Origin of the sequence: Vibrio sp. 1CM8B, assembly GCF_023161685.1 — a bacterium.
Classification (GTDB): Bacteria; Pseudomonadota; Gammaproteobacteria; order Enterobacterales; family Vibrionaceae; genus Vibrio; species Vibrio coralliirubri.
This window is the reverse complement of the sequence record NZ_JALNTU010000005.1, coordinates 1-19,022: the sequence shown is the minus strand read 5'-3', so window position 1 is coordinate 19,022 and position 19,022 is coordinate 1. Positions and strand designations below refer to the sequence as shown.

General features: G+C 44.0%; 21 protein-coding genes. 13 read left to right on the top strand and 8 right to left on the bottom strand.

Annotation, left to right across the window (positions count from 1 at the left end):
- Positions 1-59: 59 nt before the first annotated feature.
- Positions 60-392: a PBPRA1643 family SWIM/SEC-C metal-binding motif protein gene (locus MSG36_RS11395; protein WP_017068336.1), complete on the bottom strand. Its 333-nt coding sequence runs from the start codon at positions 390-392 to the stop codon at positions 60-62.
- A gap of 255 nt (positions 393-647) precedes the next feature.
- Here MSG36_RS11395 and MSG36_RS11390 point away from each other — a divergent pair, with 255 nt between their 5' ends.
- The 4 genes from MSG36_RS11390 (at position 648) to catB (ending at position 3,377) form a co-directional block, all read left to right on the top strand.
- Complete coding sequence (locus MSG36_RS11390) at positions 648-1,364, top strand: HAD family hydrolase (RefSeq protein ID WP_248367884.1); 717 nt, start codon at positions 648-650, stop codon at positions 1,362-1,364.
- Between the two features lie 88 nt (positions 1,365-1,452).
- On the top strand, positions 1,453-1,836 hold the full coding sequence (locus MSG36_RS11385) for a nuclear transport factor 2 family protein (RefSeq protein ID WP_248367883.1): 384 nt from the start codon (positions 1,453-1,455) through the stop codon (positions 1,834-1,836).
- An 89-nt stretch (positions 1,837-1,925) separates the two neighbouring features.
- On the top strand, positions 1,926-2,657 hold the full coding sequence (locus MSG36_RS11380) for a glucose 1-dehydrogenase (RefSeq protein WP_248367882.1): 732 nt from the start codon (positions 1,926-1,928) through the stop codon (positions 2,655-2,657).
- Positions 2,658-2,750: 93 nt separating this feature from the next.
- Complete coding sequence (gene catB, locus MSG36_RS11375; protein WP_248367880.1) at positions 2,751-3,377, top strand: type B chloramphenicol O-acetyltransferase; 627 nt, start codon at positions 2,751-2,753, stop codon at positions 3,375-3,377.
- Between the two features lie 82 nt (positions 3,378-3,459).
- Here the strand turns inward: catB and MSG36_RS11370 are convergent, their stop codons facing one another.
- Both MSG36_RS11370 and MSG36_RS11365 read right to left on the bottom strand, forming a co-directional pair.
- A complete protein-coding gene (locus MSG36_RS11370; protein ID WP_050648989.1) occupies positions 3,460-4,638 on the bottom strand; it encodes a BamA/TamA family outer membrane protein in 1,179 nt (392 codons plus the stop codon).
- A 119-nt stretch (positions 4,639-4,757) separates the two neighbouring features.
- On the bottom strand, positions 4,758-5,123 hold the full coding sequence (locus MSG36_RS11365; protein ID WP_248367878.1) for a cytochrome c: 366 nt from the start codon (positions 5,121-5,123) through the stop codon (positions 4,758-4,760).
- A 207-nt stretch (positions 5,124-5,330) separates the two neighbouring features.
- Here MSG36_RS11365 and MSG36_RS11360 point away from each other — a divergent pair, with 207 nt between their 5' ends.
- From MSG36_RS11360 to MSG36_RS11350, 3 genes are read left to right on the top strand one after another with little or no spacing between them, the layout of a single operon-like run.
- Positions 5,331-5,582 (top strand): Rho-binding antiterminator, encoded by a 252-nt coding sequence (locus tag MSG36_RS11360; protein ID WP_248367875.1) that lies wholly within the window; start codon positions 5,331-5,333, stop codon positions 5,580-5,582.
- 8 nt (positions 5,583-5,590) lie between these two features.
- The gene (locus MSG36_RS11355; RefSeq protein WP_050052510.1) at positions 5,591-5,824 is read left to right on the top strand and encodes a hypothetical protein; all 234 of its coding nucleotides are present in this window, start codon (positions 5,591-5,593) and stop codon (positions 5,822-5,824) included.
- A 58-nt stretch (positions 5,825-5,882) separates the two neighbouring features.
- Positions 5,883-6,332 carry a GyrI-like domain-containing protein gene (locus MSG36_RS11350; protein WP_248367873.1) on the top strand — a complete coding sequence of 150 codons (450 nt, stop codon included), beginning with the start codon at positions 5,883-5,885 and terminating at the stop codon, positions 6,330-6,332.
- Between the two features lie 59 nt (positions 6,333-6,391).
- Here the strand turns inward: MSG36_RS11350 and MSG36_RS11345 are convergent, their stop codons facing one another.
- From MSG36_RS11345 to MSG36_RS11335, 3 genes are all read right to left on the bottom strand, one after another.
- Positions 6,392-7,306 carry a hypothetical protein gene (locus tag MSG36_RS11345; RefSeq protein ID WP_248367870.1) on the bottom strand — a complete coding sequence of 305 codons (915 nt, stop codon included), beginning with the start codon at positions 7,304-7,306 and terminating at the stop codon, positions 6,392-6,394.
- Positions 7,307-7,317: 11 nt separating this feature from the next.
- Positions 7,318-7,620, bottom strand: coding sequence for a hypothetical protein (locus MSG36_RS11340; RefSeq protein ID WP_059019739.1), 303 nt, complete (start codon positions 7,618-7,620; stop codon positions 7,318-7,320).
- A 305-nt stretch (positions 7,621-7,925) separates the two neighbouring features.
- Positions 7,926-8,516 (bottom strand): glutathione S-transferase, encoded by a 591-nt coding sequence (locus tag MSG36_RS11335; RefSeq protein WP_248368319.1) that lies wholly within the window; start codon positions 8,514-8,516, stop codon positions 7,926-7,928.
- A 173-nt stretch (positions 8,517-8,689) separates the two neighbouring features.
- On the opposite strand from MSG36_RS11335, the gene MSG36_RS11330 reads away from it, so the two are divergent.
- Entirely contained in the window at positions 8,690-10,945 is a 2,256-nt protein-coding gene (locus MSG36_RS11330; protein ID WP_248367868.1) for a peptidase U32 family protein, read from the top strand.
- Between the two features lie 171 nt (positions 10,946-11,116).
- On the opposite strand, the gene MSG36_RS11325 is transcribed toward MSG36_RS11330, so the two are convergent.
- Together MSG36_RS11325 and MSG36_RS11320 are read right to left on the bottom strand one after the other, a co-directional pair.
- On the bottom strand, positions 11,117-11,581 hold the full coding sequence (locus MSG36_RS11325; protein ID WP_017063915.1) for an acyl-CoA thioesterase: 465 nt from the start codon (positions 11,579-11,581) through the stop codon (positions 11,117-11,119).
- A gap of 180 nt (positions 11,582-11,761) precedes the next feature.
- Positions 11,762-13,585 (bottom strand): ABC transporter ATP-binding protein/permease, encoded by a 1,824-nt coding sequence (locus MSG36_RS11320; protein WP_048615839.1) that lies wholly within the window; start codon positions 13,583-13,585, stop codon positions 11,762-11,764.
- A 560-nt stretch (positions 13,586-14,145) separates the two neighbouring features.
- Here MSG36_RS11320 and artP point away from each other — a divergent pair.
- The 5 genes from artP to MSG36_RS11295 all read left to right on the top strand — a co-directional run bounded on the left by artP (position 14,146) and on the right by MSG36_RS11295 (position 18,880).
- Positions 14,146-14,874, top strand: a complete 729-nt coding sequence (gene artP / locus MSG36_RS11315; RefSeq protein ID WP_032545343.1) for an arginine ABC transporter ATP-binding protein ArtP — start codon at positions 14,146-14,148, stop codon at positions 14,872-14,874.
- Positions 14,875-14,994: 120 nt separating this feature from the next.
- A complete protein-coding gene (locus MSG36_RS11310; protein ID WP_016795731.1) occupies positions 14,995-15,726 on the top strand; it encodes a lysine/arginine/ornithine ABC transporter substrate-binding protein in 732 nt (243 codons plus the stop codon).
- Between the two features lie 3 nt (positions 15,727-15,729).
- On the top strand, positions 15,730-16,416 hold the full coding sequence (gene artQ / locus MSG36_RS11305; protein ID WP_017061822.1) for an arginine ABC transporter permease ArtQ: 687 nt from the start codon (positions 15,730-15,732) through the stop codon (positions 16,414-16,416).
- Complete coding sequence (artM, locus tag MSG36_RS11300) at positions 16,413-17,081, top strand: arginine ABC transporter permease ArtM (RefSeq protein WP_017061823.1); 669 nt, start codon at positions 16,413-16,415, stop codon at positions 17,079-17,081. The genes artQ and artM overlap by 4 nt, the downstream gene beginning before the upstream one ends.
- An 860-nt stretch (positions 17,082-17,941) precedes the next feature.
- The gene (locus MSG36_RS11295; RefSeq protein ID WP_248367865.1) at positions 17,942-18,880 is read left to right on the top strand and encodes a hypothetical protein; all 939 of its coding nucleotides are present in this window, start codon (positions 17,942-17,944) and stop codon (positions 18,878-18,880) included.
- Positions 18,881-19,022 lie beyond the last annotated feature (142 nt).

Here is a 19,022-nt window from a genome sequence, read left to right as displayed (position 1 = left end):
ATAAAAAAACGGACCGATATTGCTACCGGTCCGTTTTTAAATTCTTCAAGTCAAAGCGTTTATGCGCAACACTTCTTGTATTTCTTACCGCTGCCGCAAGAACATGGATCGTTACGGTTAGGGGTCTTTTCAAACGTCATCGTTTTTGGCTTGTTCAGTAGAGTATCAAGCTCGATGGTGTTCTCTTCTTTGTCTGCGTCGACTGTAACAGTAACGAAGATAGTATTTTCAGCGGCTAGTGCTTCAACTTCTGCTTTGCGCGCTTCAGTTTGAACCATTACTGCGATTGGAGATTCTTCAGTACCCGCTTTTACATCGCGGTTTACGTTGTAGCCAGCAAGAACGTGGTTCTGTCTTGTTTCGATACGGCCTTTGAAAAATAGTTTCGACATTGGGTACTCATTAAAAATGTTGAATGGCGCTATTTTTAATGGCGATAGCGCAATGGAGCGGGGATTATACGCATATATTGCAATTGATAAAGCAGTGATGTGAGCAAACGCAGTTTGGTTTTTGTTTGCTAGTAGCGGTTTGCGCTCTAGCTTTGTTCGGATTGGGCTAATTTTCAAATTCAAGACAATAAGGTTTCCCTCAACAGGGCTTCAAGTGATAAATTGAAATCGTTAATTTAAACAACGAGATACACCATGAAGTTAGATGCCATCCTGTGGGATTACGATGGAACCTTAGTCAATTCCGTTCCAAAGAATATCGCAATCACAAAAGACATTATCTCTTTAGTCGCGCCACACTTGTCAGGCGACAACTTACCTAAATATTTGCTCAGCGAAGCGCTTTATCATGAAGCCAACCACGGGGCTAAAAACTGGCAAGCCTTATATGTCGACTATTACGGTTTATCCCATGACGAAATGTTGATCGCTGGTGGAATGTGGGCAGAGCATCAAGAGAAAAACCAAACAGCTGTTGCCTTGTTTGAAGGAATGGAAACCGTGGTTAATCAGTTTGCTCATCTTCCACATGGGATCTGCTCTCAAAACTCTCAATTGAATATTCGTGGTGTGCTCGACAGTTATGGCATTGGCGATTTGTTTAAATCGGTCGTGGGTTATGACGATGTCTCGAACGGTAACCAAAAACCACATCCATTTGGTGGTGTGAAATGTGTCGAGAACATATTTGGCGTTGATCATACCAACGAGCTTTGTTTGATGTATATCGGTGACCATGAAGCTGACACACAGTTTGCTCGCAATATTGAAGCCGCGCTGGGTAACAATGCAAAAGTGATTGCCGTAGCCGCAGGTTATAGCCGATCGGAACCTGAAAATTGGCAAACCAAGCCGGACTACATTGCTAACAGTGTCGATGATCTTTTAACGATCATTAGCAAGTACGCATAGAAAGTTAAGTTCGCATAGAAAGCTAACGTACATATAACGAAGCCGACGTTTAAAAATCACCACACGTAAATGACTTTAAGGAAGAATAATGACACCAAAACAAGTGGTATTAGGATTTTGGGATGCAATGCGCACCAATGATTTTGCAAAGGCAAGTGAATGGCTAGCCGAAGATTTTCAAGGTTACTGGCCTCAGTCGTCTGAACTGACAGTAGGGCGAGATAACTTCACTGCAATTAACTCTGAATACCCAGCGAATGGTGTTTGGGAGTTCACGCTCAATTCAATTGTCTGTGAAGGTGATACCGTAGTAACGGACGTTTCGGTCACTGACAGTGTGTTGAAAGGCCGAGTGATCACCTTTCACACGGTCGTTGAAGGTTTAATTCAAAAGCAAACTGAGTTTTGGCCAGACCCATTCGAAGCGCCGGCGTGGCGATCGCAGTGGGTTCAGATCGTATCGAACAATTAGTTTGTATCGATACAATCAGTTTGTCACGAACAACTAGGTCGTATCGAGTAATCAGGTTGCACAGAATAAGTAAACATTAGGAGGTTTCATTGAGCAAGGTAGTGATTGTAACGGGTGGAAGCCGAGGTATTGGCGCAGCGACCTCTAAATTATTGGCCAGTAAAGGCTATGCCGTATGCGTTAACTTTATACACAATGAGTCGCGAGCTGAAGATCTAGTGAACGAGATTCGCGAACAAGGCGGAACCGCTATCAGTGTTCGGGCGGATGTGTCTGTTGAATCGGATGTGAAATCCTTGTTCGAGATTGCTCGTAACAAGCTAGGTCCAGTCACTCATTTGGTCAATAATGCCGGGATTTTGTTTACTCAGTCACCATTAGTTGACATCGAATTGGATCGCTTTGAAAAGGTGATGAAGTCCAACGTATCAAGCTGCTTTCTGTGCAGTAAAGCCTTTATCAAACAAGCTGGTGGCGCGGGTTCGATTGTGAATGTATCGTCTGCCGCTTCTCGCACAGGCGCACCGTTTGAGTATGTGGATTACGCAGCATCCAAAGGTGCGATGGATTCACTGACCAAAGGCTTATCGCTTGAATTGGCTTCACGCAATATCCGAGTGAATGGCGTAAGGCCAGGCTGTATTTATACTGAGATGCACGCAGACGGCGGAGAGCCAGATCGCGTAGACAGACTAGCTTCGCAACTGCCGTTACAACGAGGCGGCACACCAGAAGAAGTGGCTAACTCTATCGCATGGTTATTATCAGACGAAGCTTCGTATGTCACCGGCTCGTTTATTGATATTGCGGGCGGTCGATAGGGCACGTTTGCCTTTACACTAAGATAAACAAGTTAAAACCATAAACACGCAACAAAAGTACCTAACTAAAAGAACGAAACTAAGAGTACAAACATGAAAAACTATTTTGAAAGTCCGTTTGTTGGAAAGCCACTCAAAGAGCAAGTGACCAACCCAAACATCATCGTGGGCGAGCACAGCTATTACTCGGGTTACTACCATAACCACAGCTTTGATGACTGTGCGCGTTACCTATTACCGGATAGAACCGACATCGATAAGCTGATCATCGGCAGCTATTGTTCGATTGGTTCTGGCGCCGTGTTTATGATGGCGGGCAACCAAGGCCACCAAAATCAGTGGGTGAGTACCTTCCCGTTCTTCTACCAAGACGATGAGAAGTTTGAAGGTGCGATAGACGGCTTTGAACGCTCTGGTGATACCGTGATTGGTAACGATGTGTGGATTGGCACAGAAGCCATGATCATGAGTGGTGTTAAGGTCGGTGACGGAGCCATCATCGCAAGTCGAGCGGTTGTGACTAAAGACGTCGCGCCATACTCGATTGTCGGTTCAAACCCTGCGCGTCACATCCGTTTTCGTTTCAATGAGACTGAAATCGCTCAGTTGCTAGAAATGAAATGGTGGGAGTGGAGCGAAGAACAGATCAAAGGCGCGATGTCGTTGATGTGTTCTTCAGATATCGATGGGCTTTACCAATACTGGAAAGCGCTCAAGTAATTACTGTTCCTAGAACGCTTTGTCTCATCGTTGCCGCTTTGGTTTATCACTTTGGTTTATCGGGTAAGCACAGCGTAATGAATTAGATACCCGCACCGACTTGGAAGTAGAGGGCGGTATCTTCTTCACTGAACGCAATATCAATCCCTGAAATCAGACCATAGCGTCTTGCGATAAGGTAACGGAAACCGACGCCGTAAGCCGCGTGTGAGCTTTGATCAAACATGTCTTTATCGCTGTCGCCCGCATAGCCAATCCCCGTAAACACGGCAGTTGACCAACGTGGTGTCCACTGTTTGCTTACTTGAACTTCTGCCGCGACCGTGTGTTCACCTTGATAGCGATTGCGGGCGATACCTCTGAGTTCAATGTCTGGGTAATATTGAGGAGAAAGCACTCGTTCATTGGTCGACAGTGATTTGTACTGTCCTCGCAACGCTAGGTTCCACTCCTTGTTTAACTCCCAATAATTCAGCCCTTCTAAATTGAACGTTTGATAGGTGTAATCACTGCCAATCGCATCACCGAACCAAAGGTATTCCGCGACATAGTTGTAGCCTTGCGTCGGATTCAAGAAGCTGTTCTTGCTGTCGTATTCCGCAATTAGACCCAAACCGGAAGAGGTCGGTGACGTGTTTCCGATGTTGTTTAAGATCTCTTGCGCTTTAGGGTGATTATTGAGTGAAAGAGTGGGAGCGAAGAATTGTTGAGAAAACCCAAGTAACCATTGGGTGTCTGGCACTCTAAATTGGAGTTTCTGTATCCCGCCCATGCCTTTTAGCCCTAGCTCAACCCCTTCGTTTGGTTCAAGTGGAGCCAAGGCGTTCGGAGAGCTTTGTCGATAGAAGGTCATGTTGATATCGCCATAACCCAAACCACCAAGGTAGCGTATTGAATCTTCCTTCCAGCTGCGCTTGTGACCAACAAACGCCATCCAAGTGCCATTCTCTGTGGCAAAGCCGCCAACCGCAGTGATTGCAGGGGTGAGAAGTTGCGCGCCGCCATCGATGGATTTTTCGGCGAGTTGTTTACGCGTGTTTTTTTGCTCTTCAGATTCGTGCATGAAGATACCGGTGAAGCCACCACCGTATCCTACCGCAGGCTCTGTAATGAGAATGGGAACAGGAAGAAAACCGTAGGCATTTTCTGCGAGGTATTCTCCCATATCGAGTTGGCCATCAATTTCATCGATAAAGCTGACGGCGTGTGTCGTCGTAGAAACAAGTATCAGGCTACTTAGTGCTAGGGGTTTAAAGGTCATAACATTCCGTATTATTCACTATCCATTAAATTGAGTGTAATCAATCAAATAGATAGCGCAATAGAACGGGGGAGTATTAACCGAGATATCTGTTCAAAAGGCGATTGGAACAGCGTTTACTATTGGATTAGCTCTACGTACGTCAGAATATCCAGAGCATCTTGCTTGGTGATCATACCTTGCCACGCTGGCATGCCTTGCTCTACATCGCCTTCTAAAATGTCATCTGCTAAAGAACTTGGACTGGCAAAAAAGCCGCTCAGTTTATTCGCGATGTTAGCTGGCTTGTGTGGTAATGAAGCGGCAGTAGGCCCGTCTCCGTGACCTTTGTCGCCATGACACACCTGACAAAGCTGTCGATATTTGGTTTTGCCATTGGCGAAGTGACTCGCATCGACTTCTGAGGCTGCACTCGCATTAAACGCCATCATTGAAGCGACTAAACCTAAGAAAGCTAACACGTGTAAATGGTTGATGTTTTTCATTGTTTTGTTCTCGATTATTATTTAACAATGAAAGAATAATCAGGTGTGAGTCGAAGAAACGTGAATGAGAAAGCCTGATTAAGCCGAATTCGAAAGTAGGTTTAGTTACTGACGACCATCAATGTGATTTAGGTAAACGATTGATTATATGCATATTGCATAGTATGGCATGTCGCATTAGCGTGGTGGATGAATTGGAGGGGGATTATGATTAGTTGCAACGATTACGATTATATTGAGATTGTGTGTATGCACCGATACCCAATCAAGTTAACGCTGAAGTCTGGCGAGCAGATTGAATGTGTCGGGTTAGATACCCAGCGCAATGACAGCCGTGAAGAGTGCATTAAAGTCAGTATTCAAGGCGAGCAACAACTTGTCGTATTAACTCAAATAGCGACATTGGATGTCTGTGTCGACAACCCTCACTTTCAGCATGTTTCATTTAAAGTGTCATAGGTTGTCAAATGAATAACACGATAGAGCAACGCTATTGCACGGCGTGCCGAGAAGAGACACAGCATGTCGTTATATTGGTTCGAAAGAAGAGTGCGTTTGCAGATAAGCCTAATCAAAAGCGCAGCGAGTTTTGGGCAGGCGTGATAAAAGGTTGGTTCCTTGGTCCGTTTATCGCGTCAATGGATGAGTTTTCTCGTCACCTTGTCTGTGAAAAATGTGGTCATAAAGAGATACAAGATTAGTTAAGATTATTTAAAAATTTACTAGAGTTACGCGTCGATTGGCTTAGGAATAAAACGAATGAAAGTAGAAATGATTGAAGCCGTGAAGGCGTATGGTTTTTCAGTAAGAACCACCAATACCGATGAGATGGACCCAGCAACAGCCAAGATCGGGCAATTGTGGCAGGGCTTTTTTGACCAAGCGTTTCCAAAATTAACACCGGATTCAAAAGTGTATGGTGTCTACACCAACTACGAGTCTGACTTTACGGGTGAGTTTGATGTTATCGCGTGTACTAATGCACTTACGGATCAGAATTTAGATTCGCTTGTAGAAACCGAAATAGAGGCAGGTAAGTACTTAACGTTTTCTGCTGAAGGTGAATTACCACAAGCTGTGATCGACCTATGGGGTGAAGTATGGGCGTATTTCAACGCTGCTGACTGCCCACATATGAGAACTTACACAACTGATTTTGAGTTTTACAAAGGTGAAACGGCTGTAGAGATTTCGATAGCGATTCGCTAGAAAGTAAAGAAGCCAATAGTTAACTATTGGCTTAAAACTTATTTATGAATGGGTAAAAACTACTTTTTCATTATCATTGGCTTCGATGGCTTAACAGCGTTTGCTGCTGTGATTTGTTCAGCGCTGATGTGACTCACAAGAGTGCCATAATATTCATGTTGAACAATGCCAATACCTTGACAAACAATTTCTTCACCGTCGCTCTCTGACAGACAGTTATTGTATTCAATGCCATTCAGCTCGATAGCGTCAATTTTGGTTGTGTAAGCAAAGTCATTACCTTCAAACCAAACCTCACCGACGGCTCTATCGCCGCCAATGCTCGTGTATTTGTTAAGGTAACCTGGGCTGGAAGTTCCTAAGCGGTAGTTATCATTGTTGTTGCCGACTAGTTCTACATATTCTGCTTTGTAGGTGTTTTGCCCAGAGTACTCGTAGTGCGGCTCACCATTTTTAGTTTCGACATTCGACCAAGAGCCTTGCATATTAGAAATACCATCTGTTTCAATGTTTTTCCATGTTGAAATATTGGTAGTAACATAAATATTCTCGACTTCTTTATCGCTCCAAATATATTCACTGTAACACTGCACCAAGTCACATTGCTCATATTCTTCAGGGGTGCGCTCTTCATCATAAAAGCCTGGTACGTAATTTGGGTTTTTAATCTCCCCTTCCTGTTCTGTTCTAACTTGCGTTGAAACTGTGGTGATCTCCTCACTCCACAGCCCAGGTTCGGCGATAACTACACTATCTTTAACAGTGTCAAATTCATTACTGTGATAATGATATTCACCAAGCATGTAAAAATCTGACTTCTTAAATACTTCACCACCAACAAATTGACCTTGATTATTTATAACCGTTTGGCCGTTAATTTGAATTTCACCTGCAACGTCTAAAATAGCATCAGTCTGAGCGTAAGCTAGTGATGGGAAAATTAAAGTTAATGCAACAATTGTTTTAATGTTCATTTTAACGCCTATTAGTTTGAGGTAATTCGTAAGTGGCCATCAACGACTAGTTTTTCATTAGAATCTAGCGAAAACGTTTCATTGGAATCTAATTGCAGTGTCAACTTTGAATCACTGTTGATTGTAATTTGTTGATAGCCGTCGACTAGAACTGCAGAGTCTTTTAGTTGATCTGCGGAGACTTGACCGTTTGTTGGTAGAGCAGGAATAGGTAGAGGATCGGCAGGTAGTGGTGACTGGCTATCGTCACTTCCGCATCCAAATAGAGATAAAGTAACAAGAGCGATCCCTGCAACAGGTTTTAAATTAGTCATGGTGATACCTGAGTAACTAAGCAGCTATCCATAGCCAGTAGACGTTACTGTAATTAAATACTTCAACCTATCCGTATGGCTGACTGTATCTTTATTGTTATGGAATGGCGTATTGTTGTCAACCATGAATGTTTAAGTTTTTTATATACTTTAAATAGATAGAACTAGACGTGTTGATGGTAACGAGTGGAGGTAAGTTTGATTTATGTGCAGATTAAGCTTGATAGCAGTAGTTTGCAGTCTCGACTAATGGCTTGTGAGGCATTAGTCGAGACTGTTACTTAATATGATTTGCGTGTGTCTTTTTATCCAAAAAGACAATCTTGCTTGGTTTCATTCCACAGAGGGTATTGCTTCATTACTTGGGTGTAGAGCTTACTTTCAAGGTGCGCTCTTAACCAACGTCCAACGTTTTGGTATTCCGATTTCACAAACCACTTCTTTTCGACTCGCACAAACTGGCTGACAAAAGGCATCACCGCAAAATCGGCCAAGCTTGGGGTTTCTCCAAAAAAGTAGGGCTGATCGGTGAGTCGCGCTTCCAGCTGACGAATGAACGTTTCACAGGCTTGTCGGCGTTGTTCAACATCGATGTTTCGGTAACGAACAGATGCACGATACTTTTCTAAGTGACCAATAAATTCTTCGTCGTTGGTTTTAATGAGCTGCTGAACTTGTTCGCTAAGCGTTGGATTTCTTGAACGCAGAAGATCTTGAGGATCGTTTTGTTGAAGTGCCCAGTTCATCACATCCAAGCTCTGTTCAATGACTTGTCCATTGGGTAACACCAATACAGGGACTGTTCCTTTTGGCGAACTGGCCAATAGTTCGCTAGGCTTGTCTTTGGTAACGATTTCTCGAAGTAACACTTTTTGTTGTGATAGTGCGATGCCCATTCGTCCGCGCATTGCATAAGGGCAACGGCGTAAAGAATAAAGGATAGGTAGATCGGATTCGTTCGGCATTATTGAGGTCATTTAGTTTGAAAAGTGTTGTACGGTGGTAAAGAGATCGTGATGTGGGTAGAATACGCGGCTTAAAAATTATAAGTAAGTGAGCGACTTCAAAAATGAGCAGAAAAATTGAGTTATTAGCCCCAGGTGGCGATGTAGAAGCGATAAAAGCCGCCATCGTAGCGGGTGCTAATGCAGTTTATTGTGGTTTAGACACATTCAACGCTCGTAACAGAGCCTCTAACCTATCGTTAGACGAATTGAATGGTGTGATTCGCCTTGCTCATGAATACGGCTGTGAAGTGTTCCTGACTCTTAACGTTGTGCTACTGGAGCACGAGACTAAGAGCATCACCAAACTGCTGAACCAGCTTGTGAACACCAAAGTGGATGGCATCATTGTTCAAGACTTGGGTTTATTCAACCTGGTTAAGAAGCATTTCCCATCATTAGACGTTCACGCGTCGACCCAGTTAACAACGCATAACGAAGGCCAGATTAAATTCTTATCTAAGATTGGCGCAACGCGCGTTAACTTGTCTCGTGAGTTGAACCTGCCTGAAATCAAGATGCTGACGGAAGTGGCACACGATCACGATGTATTAACCGAAGTGTTCGTACACGGCGCTCTGTGTATCGCATTCTCAGGTCAATGTTACTCAAGCTCAGTAAGTGTGGGTAACTCAGGTAACCGTGGTCGTTGTAGCCAAGCGTGTCGTGATGAATACGAAATCACCAACGCGGGCAACAAGTTCCCACTTAACCTGAAAGATAACTCAGCTTACTACGACCTACCTGAATTGGTTGACGCGAAAGTCGACTCATTGAAAGTAGAAGGCCGTATTAAAGGCGCACACTACGTTTACACCGTGGTAGACACATGGCGTAAACAGATTGATAGCTTTGTAGAAAGTGGTTTGTTGATCGAAGACGATTCGAACCTGCACAAAGTATTCAACCGTGATTTCACCAACTCTTTCCTAAAGGGTAACCTAACGAAAGACATGTTCATCGATAACCCGCGCGACAACAGCATGAACTACGCTGTTGAGAAAGCGACGGAGCAGAACAACGAAATCTCAGTCGTACAAATTCAAGAAGTGACCAACGAACTTCACCAAGCGAAAGACGTTCTTGGTAACGAAATGCGTGAAAAGATCGAGTTCCTTGATATTCGCAAGACGCCAGTAGCACAGTCGTTCAGCGCAAAAGTGGGTCAACCATTTACGGTGACAGTGAATACGCCTAAAGAGAACTTTACTCTTCAATCTAAATCGCTATTGAAAGCGGTTGAAGAGAAGGCGATCACTCAAGAGCTACTTGAGAAGCGATTCAAAAACGTGAAGAGCGCGGTTCACACGCTAGAAAGCCACGACTTCAGTGAAGTGGATGCAGGCTTGTTGATTCCTCTAAAAGAAGTTTCAGACCTGAAAGACGAGATCGACTTCATTCTGAACGGCTCTGTGGAAGTGATTAAGCACGTTGAAGTGCCAGCACTGCCTCAGCACGCTAAAGTGAACGAGAAGCCGACTATGTCGATGCTTATCGCCGATGTAGCAGACTTACACCTGTGTGACGTGACTGACGCGGATGTTTACTTCAAACTTCCAGAAAGCTTCAAGAAGCGTTGTAACAAGTACATCGACATCTTGGCAGCAAACCCACGTTTGATTCCTTGGTTCCCAGCGGTATTGATCGGTAAAGATTACGACGAAGCGGTTCGTATTCTTGAAGAGATCAAGCCAGCTCGCATCGTGACCAACAACACGGGTATTGCTTACAAAGCTTACGAGATGGGAATTGAGTGGGTTGCAGGCCCGTTCATGAACACAACCAACTCTCACGCACTGGTTACTCTGAAAGAAGAGCTGAACTGTGCCGGCGCATTCATTTCGAACGAGATCAACAAAGGTCAGATTCGTCATATTCGTCGCCCAGAGAACTTCAAACTGTTCTACAGCATTTACCACCCAATCTTGATGATGACTAGCCGTCAGTGTTTCTTCCAAAGAACGGTAGGTTGTAACAAGCCAAGCATTGAAGCGGGTTGTATGTTGAAGTGTGAGAAAGCGACCACGATCACCAACGTGAAAGGCATCTCTTTTGCGGTTGATAAACAGAAGGGTGGCTACCCAAGCATTTATAACCACGAGCAGTTCTTGAACCATGATGCAGTAACTGACTTCTCTGGTTTGTTCGACGAGTTCTTCATTGACCTAACCAACATCGGTGCAGGTTCTAAAGAAGTGAAAGACAAAGTCGAGCTTATCAAGCATTTCGAAGCGCTACTGAACGGCGTTGAAGGTTCACAACAGAACCTAGAGCAGATGGTTGAAGTTCGAACTAATGCTCAATACGTTCAAGGTCTATAGCGTACAAGGTTTATAGGGTTCAAGGTTTATAGCTTCTAACGCAAAGAGTTTCCAAGGTCTATAAGTCTTAACCGCTGATAAGCACTCTGAACCCATAAACAAAAGGCCACTCAATCGAGTGGCCTTTTTAATGTCTGAGACTTTCTGAGTCTTTATCAATCAGCGAATACGTTATTCCGTCACTGTTTCTTGTTTGAAGCATGGGCTTTTCAACGTGTTCATCTTTTCGATTTCATTGGTTAAGCGCAGCGAGAGCAGGGCTTTTTGGTTCGAAGCAAAATCAAACATCACGATAGTCGCAGTGCCAACGGTCGTTAGTTTCTGTTGAGCCTTACTGACAATCGCGTATTCCATGGTGAATCGGTCATCTTGAATATCGGTAACACGTGAGCCGACCATCAAGGTATCTGGATACGTGACTGGGCGGAAATACTTACAGTAAGTGTCACCAAGAACAGGGCCAACTTTGGTAATCGCCATCTCTTCCATCAGCTCAACGTGCTTGAAAAAATCTAAGCGAGCGGTTTCGAAATAGCGAAAATATACAGCGTTGTTAACGTGATTGAGTGCGTCCATTTCTCCCCAAGCGACTGGGATTTCTGTTACTACCGGGTAGTCAGATAATAGTGCTTCCATGCGAACTCTCTTATTCTTATCTGTGTAATTAACGTTATTTACTTATCCTTCATCGGAATAAGTTGTTATTGGAATAAAAACCCTACCGCTAAATTAACAAAACTGCAACACGTGTGATTTAAGTTTTTGAAGCTTGAAACCACACTATGTCAGTGACTTAGTTGCACATCCACTCAATGATTACGCACTAAGGTGTTTGAATTGCAGCTCAACCAAGCGTTGGTACAATTCGCAGCTATTGATGAGAGACTGGTGGTCGCCGATGTCTACTAGCTGTCCTTTATCGAGCACCGCAATTTGGTCGGCGTGTTTAATTGTTGATAATCGATGGGCGATAATAATCGTCGTTCTGCCGCGCATTAACTCTTCTAACGCTTGTTGGACGTGATGCTCACTTTCGCTGTCTAGTGCGCTGGTTGCTTCATCCAACAATAGAATGTTTGGATCTTTCAAGATGGCACGTGCGATGGCAATACGTTGTCTCTGTCCACCAGAAAGCCTTACACCACGCTCACCAAGAAAGCTGTTGTAGCCATCAGGTAGGTTTTGAATAAACTCATGCGCGTGGGCTTTCTTCGCTGCCTCGATAACTTGCTCGTCCGTTGCCTGCGGGTTGCCGTAGCGAATGTTATGGAACACATCGTTACTGAACAGAGCAGGTTGCTGCGGCACCAATGCCATCTGCTTTCTTAGCTCGTTAGGATCAAACTGATTCAGTTCAACACCGCCTAAGGTGACTTTACCCACTTGCGGGTCGTAGAAACGTTGCAGCAGTTCGAACAGGGTGGTTTTACCTGCGCCAGATGGGCCAACCAATGCCAATACTTTACCTTCATGCGCAGTTAGCGTGAGGTTGCTTGTTGCGGGCTGGTCCGGTCTTGATGGGTAACAGAAGGTCACATCATCAAATGCGACTTCTGGCGTTACGTTAGCAAGCGAAGTTGGATTCGCAACTGGCGCAACAATATGGCTTTCAACTTGTAGGATCTCGATTAATCGCTCGGTCGCACCTGCCGCGCGTTGCAGTTCGCCCATCACTTCTGAAATCGTACCTAATGACGAAGCAACCATGATTGCGTAAAACACAAACGCCGCTAAATCACCCGCCGACATGGTGCCGTTGATGACATCACTGCCGCCAACCCAAAGCATGCCTGCGATAGCACTGAATACAATCACGATAACGCCAGAGATAAGAATCGCGCGTTGTTTTACTCGCTGGCGGCCAATCTCATAAGCCTTTTCTACTTCTACCGCGAATGACGCTTTCTCTTGCTCTTCGCGGCTATAGCTTTGCACCGTTTTAATGTGCTCAATCGCTTCACCTGCATAAGAACCCACATCAGACATCGAATCTTGGCTTTGGCGAGATAGGGCTCTCACACGACGCCCGTAGACAAGAATCGGAATCAAGATAAACGGCACCGAGGCCAATACAATCAACGTCAGCTTAATATTGGTTGCAAACAGCATGATGATCGCACCAATACACATCAACGCGCTGCGCATCGCCATTGAGAACGATGAACCTATGATGCTTTGAAGCAGAGTAGTATCCGTAGTGATTCGCGACATGATGTCGCCACTGCCATTGGTTTCGAAGTAACTCGGATGCAGTGTCACGACATGATTGAAAACCGATAAGCGAATGTCTGCACTCACGCGCTCCCCAACAGAAGAAACCAAGTAGAAGCGGAAGAAAGTACCAATCGAGATCAACACGACCACGACCATGATGAACTGAATCGCGCTGCCTAAATCTGAGAGTGATTGTTGGCTAAAACCTTGGTCGATGAGAAGACGAATACCGTGTCCGACTGAGAGGGTTAAGCTCGCTGTGAAGATCAACGCGATCAACGCAGCAATAACACGACCTTTATAAGGCTGAATGAATTTACTCAGCTCAAACAAAATACTGAGGCTTTTTTTCTCAGGTTTAGGTTCTGGCGCTTGTTGAGTCGATCGCTGAGTTGAGTCGAGCGTAGAAGAGACATCGTTTTGCATATGACTGCCTTAATGTGTTGTCGCTTTAAAAATAGATGGCTTGTTGCTTATGGCTAATTGCTTATGGTTTATGACTTATTGCCTGCACTGCGTTGTTCGCTGGGAAGTCATTGTTGTTGAGAATAGAACCCATTAAAGCATTTATTGCGCTTTGACGCTCCCCAGGAAACTCAATTTCCAATATTTCCTCATCACTAAGTGAATAATTCGAAACGACCTTAAAGGAAAACTAAGCATTCTTAACCAGTCAGTTGGATAGGAAACCAAGCTATTTAACCCTAATTTTTATGCAAGTAAACAAGCGGTGATAGGAGAGTGCACACATAAACAAGCAACCATGCGATGATTTATAAATTGATAGCAAAACGTTTGCTTTTTATCTCGATATTAGCTTTATCAATGGCTTGCGAGCTTTGGTTGCAAGACCAGTTATAGCGACTGTTTTTTGTGCAATATTTGTTACAAAAATTCAACAAAGTAGTTTTTTATACATTTTTCTTGCATAAAACCTCGGATTGAATAGAATAACCAACAAATGACAATTAATGCAGTATTGTGGCATGAGTATTCAAGTAAAGAGCATCAACAAATCATACGGTGATACCCAAGTTCTTCACGACATCAGTTTCGACTGTGAGAGTGGCGAAACCTTGGTATTGCTTGGCCCAAGCGGCGCGGGCAAGAGTTCATTACTGCGTGTATTGAACCTGCTAGAAATCGCGGACAACGGCGAATTAGACATTGCGAACGAGCAATTCGACTTTTCAAGCCAAATCCAAGAGAAGCAGGGGCTTAAACTTCGTCGTAAAGTCGGCATGGTGTTCCAGCAATACAACTTATGGCCACACATGACGGTGATGGAAAACTTGATTGAAGCACCAACCAAAGTTGCAGGTTTGGATAAGCAAGAAGCGATTAAGCAAGCTCAAGAAGTCCTAAAGACACTTCAACTTGCCGACAAAGCAGACGCTTGGCCACTTCAACTGTCTGGCGGTCAACAACAGCGTGTTGCGATTGCACGTGCGCTGATGATGAAACCGGATGTGTTGTTGTTTGATGAACCAACAGCGGCGCTTGATCCTGAGATCACCAACCAAGTCGTGAGCATTATTAAAGAATTGAGCGGAACGGGCATTACCCAAGTGGTCGTGACGCATGAAGTCGATTTCGCGAAGAAGATTGCTAGCCACGTTCTGTACCTAGAGAAAGGGTACATCGTCGAACACGGCACCAGCGATTCATTCGTTAATCCGCAGACACCTGAGTTTGCTGAATATTTGACTCATTAAGTAAGTCTCTTATTAAAAGAAAGTTGACTCACTAGATTTAGCTAAACACAACATCAATTAAAACAATCAAATTATAAGAATGGCCACAGGCTGCTATTACACAGTATTCGGAGTAACAAAATGAAAAAGATTCTACTAGCTTCACTTATCGGCCTTGCTTCTTTCAACGCAGCAGCTCAAGAAGAAATCAAATTCGCAATGGAAGCAACTTACGCACCATTCGAATACATGGATGAGAACAACCAAATCCAAGGTTTTGACGTAGACCTAGCAAACGCACTTTGTGAAGAGATGAAAGCGACATGTACTTTCCACAACCAAGCATTCGATAGCTTGATCCCTGCACTTAAATTCAAACGGTACGATGCCGCTATCTCAGCAATGGACATCACTGAAGCACGTCTTCAACAAGTGAACTTCTCTAACGCTTACTACGATAACTCTGCAGCATTCATCTCTTTTGAAGGCAAAGTAGCAGACCAAGCAGCACTAGAAGGTAAGCGTGTTGGCGTTCAAAACGGTTCTACTCACCAGAGCTTCCTACTTGAGCAAATGACTGGCGTAACAGCGGTACCTTACTCAAGCTACCAAGATGCATTCATCGACATGAAGAACGGTCGTATCGATTCTGTATTCGGTGACACAGCCGTTGTAGCAGAATGGTTCAAGAAAGAAGACAACCTAACGTACGTTGGCGACCAAGTAACAAACCAAGAGTACTTCGGTAACGGCTTTGGTATCGCAGTAAACAAGAGCAACCAAGAACTTGTAGACCAGCTTAACGTTGCACTTGCAGCAGTAAAAGCAAACGGCGAATACGACAAGATCTTCAACAAGTACTTCGGTAAGTAATTTATGGAATTAACGGGTTACTCTTTAGGGCTCGTCGAAGCAAGCTGGATGACTGTTCAGCTTGCGTTCGTAAGCCTATTGGTTGGATTGGTTCTAGCAGTTTTGTTTGCAAGTGGTGAGATGTCTCGCCGTATCGCAATCAAATGGCCAACGACTGCATTTGTGACGATTGTTCGTGGTTTACCAGAAATTCTGGTCGTACTGTTTATCTACTTTGGTTCGACACAAGTTCTGTTCATGATCACTGGCGATTTCATAGAAGTGAGCCCGTTCTTATCTGGTGTTGTTGCACTGTCACTTATCTTTGCTTCTTACGCTTCGCAAACCTTGCGTGGTGCATTAAAAGCAGTAAGCAAAGGGCAGAGAGAAGCAGCAAGCGCGCTTGGTATTTCTCAGTCTCGTGCATTCTTTCGTATCGTGTTACCTCAAGCGGTAAGACACGCACTACCAGGGTTAACCAACCAATGGTTAGTGTTATTGAAAGACACCGCGTTAGTTTCGCTAATTGGCGTAACAGATTTGCTGAAACAAGCACAACTAACATCCGCTGCAACGCACGAAGCATTTACTTGGTACGCGACAGCAGCAGCAATCTACTTGGTCATCACTTTAATCACCCAAAGATTGGTCAAAGTGATTGATGGTAAGTTCTCTATTCAAGGTTTGGGTAACAAAGGGGCAATGGCATGAATCAACAATACCTCTCTCAAATGCTTGAAGGCTTAGTGACCAGTCTTCAACTTACAGGCGCTTCATTGCTGGTTGGTTGTATCTTGTCACTGCTGATGACGGTAACGCTAATCCTAAGAATACCGGCGATTCACTGGTTAACTCGTGGCATCATTACGCTGTTCACCGGCACACCATTATTGGTCCAGATCTTCTTGGTGTATTACGGCCCGGGTCAGTTCGATTGGATTCGTGAAAGCTTCATGTGGACTTGGTTAAGCCAACCTTGGTTCTGTGCAATGTTAGCATTAGCTTTGAACACTGCCGCATACAGCACGCTACTGTTCAGAGGCGCATTCAACGCCATTCCAGCAGGGCAGTGGGAAGCTTGTCGCGCACTTGGTATGGATAAGGTAGCAACGCTTAAAGTGTTACTGCCATACGCTCTACGCCGCGCCGTTCCAGCTTACTCGAACGAAGTGATTCTAGTCTTCAAAGGCACGTCACTGGCAAGCACCATCACCATCATGGATTTGATGGGCTACGCTCAGCGTATCAACGGCCAAACCTACGACACACTCACTGTGTTTGGCATTGCTGGCGCATTCTACTTAGCAGTAAACGGCATACTAACGCTGATCTTCCGCCAAGTAGAAAAGAAAGCCCTCGCATTCGAAGCTGCGTAAGCTAGCTACTCACAAGCTTAACTAACGTATAAAGCCTGCCATTTATGTTCGCATAGATGGCAGGCTTTTTTGTGTTTGGGGTATGCGCAGGGGTGCTGTGATTACATACAGAGCGGGAGGGTTTTCTCTAAAATCATACTATTTGGAAATAGTCTGCACTTTATCATTCAATGAGCCTATCTATGTTTTAAGTCACTGAAATGCTGTGATTAATCGTGGTAAATTGTTGTACATATGAAACTAGATAGAATGATTCTGTATTTAAATGCAGAATTTTTCGGTCTAATAGCTGTTAGTTTGCAAAGGGCAGAAAAGCGTTTTGGTCTAAAAGCTGGGTTTTGCGTTCTAGCTATACACCTGTTCGTTTTCTAATCTCACGAACTTTCCGGTGGCACTATGTGGGAAGTGTTTGTTGTGGGTTAGTCGTTTACGGGTTCTAACTTTTTCGCTACGTTCTTTTGCGCGGCTTCTTTTTCGTTGCGGCTAAGTTGTTCTTAACTGGCTTTGTCGCACTTGGCTGTTAAGTTCATCGAACGAATCCTTTGTCAGCTCTAATCCTTCAAACTGTGGTTGTCTGGCGCATGTCGCTTCTTAGCCAAGCCCGTTTTGTTGTATGAATTTGATATTCGTAGTTTTCAATTTTACATCTCCGTTCAAAGCCAGTAGTTTGGTAGTCAATTCAGCACCTTGGCGCTAAACCTTTGGTTTGTCGCGGTGGCAAACTAACAAAACGCTTAAGACGGACTAACAAACGCTCGGCATTTTCAGTTTGGTTTGGTTTTGTGATTAAGGCGTTCAAATTGGGTTAGGTGGCAGGTTTGTTAGCCACTTAGCTTAGCGTTATGTGAAAGGGGAAAAGTTTGAATCCATTTGAACTACCACAAGAAAGATTTAAAGCGAGGCGAGATTTGTTGAAATCTAGTGTTGAAGTCGTTTTGTCTGAGACATCAGAGTATATTTATGGTGAGTATCAACATCTTGAAAAACTGGAGCGTGCGGAGCTGTTTTGTAAATATGAACTAATGGAAGCCCCATCAGCAAGGGTTGATCATTTACAAAAAGTAGGCACTTTCCCTTGGATTGAAGCGGCTCATGAATTGGATTCGTGCTTAACGGTAATTTTTGAGGGAAACTACAAAAATGCGTTTGACTCCCTGAGAAGAGCTATTGAACTTGTAGTTACTGGTAGCTTTTTCGTTTTAGATAATGTCGAGAAAGAGAAGGCAAAGGAGTGGATGGAGTCTGATCGGTCTACTCCAAACTTTAAGCGTGCGTTGAAGGTTATTGAAGACGCTTGTCAATATAGTAGTTGTGATGGGGAAATATCATGGACCGAGTCATTATTGGGACACTATTGGGAACTATGCGATGTAATTCATGTTAAAGGGGTAAAGAATAGCTCAAGCGAAATATCACCTCGATACTCTTTTATTTCAGGGGTCAGTATTCCTCATTTTGACAAAAAAGCATGCAGTCTAAGCCTTTCTTACTATGTAAAAACCGTAGAGCTAGTGGCTTTAATGGTTGCGCTGAGCAACCCAGTACTATTGGTTGGGTTTGATTTGGAACGTAAGTTTGGTCTTAACGCTCCAATGTCTGGTTTTTATAATTCTTTTCAATCTGATAGGCTTATTAGCCTAATTCCAGATAGATTTAACGCCCTCATAAAGACGCTTATAGATAGTGACCCAAATATTGCATCAGTTAGCCAATGGTTTGATTCTCTACCTGACATAACAGAGGAAGAACTTGAGTTGCAAATGAAAAAACAAGACGAACTATTTGGAGTTTTCAAATAACAAAGCATTTAGGAGTGATTCGCAACGCTTGGCAGTTTCGCTTCGCTCAAGTATAGCCAAGCGCCGCTCACACCTTAATGCGGCTACATGGATTCCCCCCGGGTTGTCAAACATCCGCTAAACTTATTTTGATGGGTTTTGG